The organism is Psychrobacillus sp. (assembly GCF_056205495.1).
In genome coordinates, this window is sequence record NZ_JBAEAP010000497.1 from 1 (window position 1) to 5,885 (window position 5,885).

General features: G+C 36.1%; 5 protein-coding genes. All 5 read right to left on the reverse strand.

Translation table 11 applies throughout. From position 1 onward, the window contains the following. Window positions 1–1,818, reverse strand: a 1,818-nt coding sequence (locus AC06OU_RS14195) for an oligopeptide ABC transporter substrate-binding protein (RefSeq protein WP_475856644.1), incomplete at its 3' end; no start/stop codon positions are given. 61 nt (window positions 1,819–1,879) lie between these two features. Beyond that, window positions 1,880–2,791 (reverse strand): ABC transporter permease, encoded by a 912-nt coding sequence (locus AC06OU_RS14200; protein WP_169361207.1) that lies wholly within the window; start codon window positions 2,789–2,791, stop codon window positions 1,880–1,882. Window positions 2,792–2,820: 29 nt separating this feature from the next. After that, complete coding sequence (opp4B, locus tag AC06OU_RS14205) at window positions 2,821–3,783, reverse strand: oligopeptide ABC transporter permease (RefSeq protein ID WP_342566914.1); 963 nt, start codon at window positions 3,781–3,783, stop codon at window positions 2,821–2,823. A gap of 1 nt (window position 3,784) precedes the next feature. Beyond that, complete coding sequence (locus tag AC06OU_RS14210) at window positions 3,785–4,732, reverse strand: ABC transporter ATP-binding protein (protein ID WP_475856647.1); 948 nt, start codon at window positions 4,730–4,732, stop codon at window positions 3,785–3,787. Beyond that, window positions 4,713–5,741: an ABC transporter ATP-binding protein gene (locus tag AC06OU_RS14215; protein WP_475856649.1), complete on the reverse strand. Its 1,029-nt coding sequence runs from the start codon at window positions 5,739–5,741 to the stop codon at window positions 4,713–4,715. The genes AC06OU_RS14210 and AC06OU_RS14215 overlap by 20 nt, the downstream gene beginning before the upstream one ends. Window positions 5,742–5,885: the final 144 nt, after the last annotated feature.

A 5,885-nucleotide genomic window follows, 5' to 3' on the forward strand; every position in this document is an offset into this window, starting at 1 on the left:
TTCATGTAATCCAAAGTCAGTTCCATAAGTTACATCATAGTTTTTCACTGCTTTGTTTACAACATAAATTGCGCTACGGAATTGAGTAGGAATTACTGGAACTTGCTCTGACATGTATACTTGGAAATCACGGGATGCTTGCGCACGTTTTGCAGAGTCAAATGCATCCGGTGAATCGATAGCTGTTAATAATTCATCTAATTCAGGTGAAGTAAAACGGCTATAGTTAAATGCTGAGTCTTTTCCGTATAATCCTAGAGGTGATGGGTTTGTACCAGTTCCCCATGCTCCCATGTAAATATCAATTTCAGGATCATCTGCTTCTACTTTATCATAGAAGGAGTTCATTTCGATTAAACGTCCAGATGTTAATACAACTTTCAGACCAACGTCTCTCCAGTTTTGGATCCAATACGCTGCCATTTCTTCAGCTGTAACATCACCTGACATACCAGCATAATTAATCTCTAATTTTTCGCCTTCTGGAGTTTCACGGAATCCGTCTCCATCGATATCTTTATAACCAGCTTCGTCTAATAATTGCTCTGCTTTTGCTGGATCATACTTAAGCCCTTCTAAAGTATCATCATAGAAAGAAGCAAATGCTGGTGGTATTAAACCAGTAGCACGAGTACGTAAATTATCATAATATGCTTCATTTACAGACTCTACATCTAAAGCATATCCCATTGCCATACGTAAGTTTAGATTTGCCATCTTCGCATTTGGATCCATCGTACTTAATTTAGCTTTAGTGTCAAATTTCCCTAATTTAAACCCAAGGTAAGAATAAGAAAGTTCTGGTTGTACAAGTATAGAAGCATTTTTAAATTCTTTTACTTCCGCATATTTCGTTGCTGGTAATGATCCAGCTGTCATATGGTATTCACCAGTTTCTAACGCTTTAGAGATTGAGCTAGAAGGTACTACCTTTAAAAGTACTCCATCCAACTTAGGCTCTCCTTTAAAGTAATGTTCATTTTTTACGAATTGAACAGATTCACCAGGAATAATTTTTTCAAATTTAAATGCACCTAAAGATAATGGATTTTTACGAACTGGGTCCGATTCTAACAATTGACCTACTGGAATGTCTTTCAAAATATGGCTTGGTTCAGCAGAACTCCATAACCCGTCTCCACCTGAATAAATTGCTGGAGATAATTTTTTAAAGGAAATTTCTAATGTAGTTTCGTCAACTTTTTTCAATCCAGAAATTGTATCTGCAGTTCCTGCATTATACTCTTCTGCACCAATAATGTTTTTAAAATCTCCGTCATAACGAATACCTTGGTAGTCTGGGTGACCAATGATTAAATATGGAAGCATAACATCTTCAATTTTCAAAGGCTCGCCATCTGACCATTTTACACCTTCACGAATTTTAATCGTTGCTTTGTTTGTTGTAGGGTCTGCTTCAAGTGTAGCAATACCTCTGTCATCAATTAGAAAGTCACCATCTACAGAGAAAATGGAATTACTTGCGTAATCTAAAATATCTGCATCTACACCATTTTGATATAATACTAGAGAGAAAATGCCTTCAAAAGGAGTATCTGTTCCTAAAGCTACTTTCAAGATACCTCCGTCAATTGCTTCGCCCTCATGCTCTACTTTTTGAGCGAATTCAGATGAACCTTCTTCTGCAGCAGGTTCTTCCTCTTTATCTTCTTCTTTATCCTTATCTTCCTCAGTCTTTGCTGGCTCTGTTGTTCCTTCAGTATTTGAACCTGATGATTCTTCTTCGTTGTTACATGCGCCTAACACAAGCATAAATGCTATTAGTACAGCTAATAATGTCCAAAGCTTCTTATTCATCCTTTTTCCTCCTTTTTATATATCTTTATATATCAAACGAAATCGTTTAATACCATCTTCATTATCCTTGCCTTTGTCTTGCGTCTGCCGAGCGACGTAGCGCTTGCCCTACATAATTGATGGAAAGCATTAATAACAAAATTAGCAAGGAAGCTGGTAGCCATACCCACCATTTGTCCTCTAAAATTAACGGATTATTCGCGTAACTCACAAGAGTTCCCAAACTAGGTACAGATTGCGGTAATCCAAAACCTAAATAAGATAATCCTGTTTCTAAACCTACATTTCCTGCAAAACTTAAAGTCAGTTCAACTATTAGAATAGAGCTAAGATTAGGCATAACACCTGTAAAGATAATTCTGCCATTGCCAGTTCCTAATGTTTTAGAAGCATTTATATAATCTCTTCTACTCTCGGTTAATGACTTACTTCTAACCAGTCGGGCCGTTGACACCCATAAAAAAGTACTCATAATAAGAACGAACTCAAATATAGAGTATTTTGGAATAATTGTTACAAACACAATGATGATCATCAAAGTTGGAATAGTGATGAAAAAGTCAATAATTCTCATAAATATATTGTCGATTAAACCACCAAAGTAGCCTGTAATCATACCAATGGCCACACCTACAATACCTGTAATAATTGTCACCGATAAAGCTATAGTAATGGAGTTTCTAGCTCCGATGATTAACTGTCCTAAAATGGAACGCCCACCCTGATCAGCTCCCAGAATAAACTTTTCGCCAGGTTCTGAAAATTTGTCTCTTAAACTTACATTCATTAATTCTTCTTGATTGATCATCGCGGCTGAGATATAGATAGCTACTATCCCAATGACTAAACAAAATAACGAGAACATTGCTAACTTATCTTTTTTAAACTCTCTCACTAATACTTGAAAACCTGTAGGCGGAGAGCTTTGTGTGTTTTTTTCTAGAATTTCTGTATTAAGTATTTGTTCACTCATCATACTCTCTCCTTAACCTTATATTTTGGTCAATCTATTCTAATACGTGGATCTACAATGCTCATGATGATATCAGACAATAGACTACCTAATAAAGTTAAGAAGCCAAACAGCAATACTAAAGCTGTAATAACGCTATAATCCCTGGAGGATATAGACTGCATAAACAATTGCCCCATGCCTTGATATCCAAAAATGGTTTCTATAAATATGGAGCCGCCTAGTAACCCAGTAATTGTAAACCCTAGAAAAGCTGCAATTGGCAATAATGAGTTTCGGAAAATATGTCTACTGTATACTTTTTTAATAGGAATTCCCTTACTTCTTGCTGTACGAACATAATCCATCGATTTTGCATCTATAATTTCAGATCTTAGGTACTGAATTACTGCGGTAGTTCCAAGGATCGCATAGGTCATTGCAGGCAATAGCATATGATAAATTCGGTTCCATACATACCCAAGGGTGCCTTCCTCGTACTTTATGTCCACCGTACCTGCTGTTGGAAACCATCCAAGATGATAACCGAAAAAGAATAATGCTAGTAAACCAAGTACGAATGTTGGGATAGCGTAGGTCACAAAAGAGTATAGTACGATTGTTTTATCTAGGAATGTATCTTGAAAGCGACCCGCTAATACTCCTAACGGAATAGCTATTAAGTATAGAAGAACAACGCTGAGCAAGGATAGCCACAGTGTGTTCATCGCTCGAAATCCTATTAAATCCGCAACAGGCATACTATACGTATAACTCTTACCAAAATCTCCTTGAATTGCATTCGTAATCCAATTGTAGTATTGTACATACCAAGGATCATAAAATCCTGCTAACACTCTCATTTCTTCTAAACGATTAGGATCGGATTCTGGAGTTATTAAACCAGTGAATGGATCTCCAGGCATTTGCTTAGCTAATATAAATATTAGTAGGCTTAAGACAAAAAGCTGTGGAATCATGGCTAAAACTCTTCTTAATATTGTTTTCCACATATTACATGACCTCCTTGTTTCTAGTGGCCATTGCTACTTGATGAGTAGTTGAGATTGGTATTAAATCTAATACTTTCCCATCCTTATCAAAGTATTTCTGATGATCAGTTACGTAATTTTTTTCTACTTCAATTCTTTCTCTTTTTCTAGCTTCTCTACCTTTTGGATTTACGTCAGGTATAGCCGACAGTAATCTTCTTGTATAGATATGTTGAGGATTTGTATAAATATCTTGCCTACTGCCAGTTTCTACAAATTTACCTTTGTACATAATAGAAATTTCATCACACATATGTTTAACTACACCCAAATCGTGGGATATAAATAAGTAACTTAATCCTAATTCTCTTTGTATATCTTTCATAAAATTTAACACTTGTGCTTGAACTGATAAATCTAGTGCCGATACTGGTTCATCTGCAATGATCAATTTAGGATTTGTTGCAATAGCACGAGCAATGCCAATTCTTTGTTTCTGACCGCCTGAAAACTCATGAGGATACTTTACCTTTACATCCTCGCTCATTCCCACTATTTCTAACAGTTCATTGATTTTTCTTTTTTCTTCGGTAGGAGACAGTTTCAAAAAGTTTCTAATAGGTTCTGCTATGATATCTTGAACTCGTTTTCTAGGATTTAAACTTGAATGGGCGTCTTGAAATATCATTTGAATATCTCGATTATAGGCAGAAGAAGGACTACGACGGCTATTTGTAACATCCTGTCCTTCGTATATGATTTGTCCAGATGTTATTTTTTCAAGTCCAATAATTGATTTACCAGTAGTAGACTTCCCACAGCCAGATTCTCCTACTAAACCATACGTTTTCCCTTTTTCAATTTCTAACGAGATTCCATCTACTGCATGCACACGATCAACCACTGTATTAAAAAATCCACCTCTTATAGGATAATGAACATGTAAGTCCTTAATTTGCATAAAACTCATTGGTTACTTCCCCTTTCTCACCCTCAAAATGAAAATGCTGCCAACATGTGCATCTGACAAGGTGTCCTGGAGAAACTTCATGCAATACTGGATTTTTTTCATGTGTCTCTTCACTGATCCAAGGGATTCTGGCAGAAAATCTACATCCTTCTCGAGGCAATTTGGCTAAAGAAGGTACAATTCCTTGAATAACTTCAAGCCTATCATTCTCACTATTCATCTGTGGAATAGAGTTAAATAATGAACGTGTATAAGGGTGTAATGGATTGGAAAATAGTTCCTCTACAGGAGCCTCTTCAATAATTTGTCCTGCGTACATTACTGCAACCCTGTCGGCTACTTCAGCTACCACGCCTAAGTCATGTGTTATTAATATAATTCCCGAACCTGTTTCTTTTTGAAGGTCAATTAGTAGATCAAGTATTTGAGCTTGAATTGTTACGTCCAATGCAGTAGTTGGTTCATCTGCAATGATTACTTTAGGCTTACAAGAGATTGCAATCGCTATGATAACTCGCTGTCTCATACCTCCAGACAATTGATGTGGGAATTGTTTTGCTGTTCGCTCTGGATTTGGGATACCTACTTGTTTTAATAACTCTAATACTCTTTTTTTTCTTGCAGACTTACTCAACTTTGTATGAAAGGCAAGGCTTTCTTCAATTTGGTCTTGAATCTTCATCAACGGGTTTAATGCAGATAAGGGATCTTGGAAAATCATCCCTATTTCTTCTCCTCGAACAGCATTAAAGTTTTCGTCATTCAATTTAGCAAGATTGATACCATTGTATATAATTTCGCCTTCTACTCTTGTTTTGTTGTGGTCATGTAACCCAATAATGGACGTTGCTAAAGTAGATTTCCCACAACCTGATTCTCCTACGATTGCCAGAATTTCATTTCTCTTTAGCGAAATGGATACCCCATCCACGGCATCATAATATGTATCTTTTATTCTGAATCCGGTATGTAAATTGTTTATGGTTAATAGCTGTTCTGAGTTGTTCAAACTAATTCTCCTCTCACGCAACTTTATGTTCGGTCTGGTATATTTCCAAATAATTAAAGATTAAAACTTTTCTGTTATTTGATTCCTTTTGTAAAGTCTATTACAGGATGATTACAAGCGCAATATAAATTTTTTATATATTTA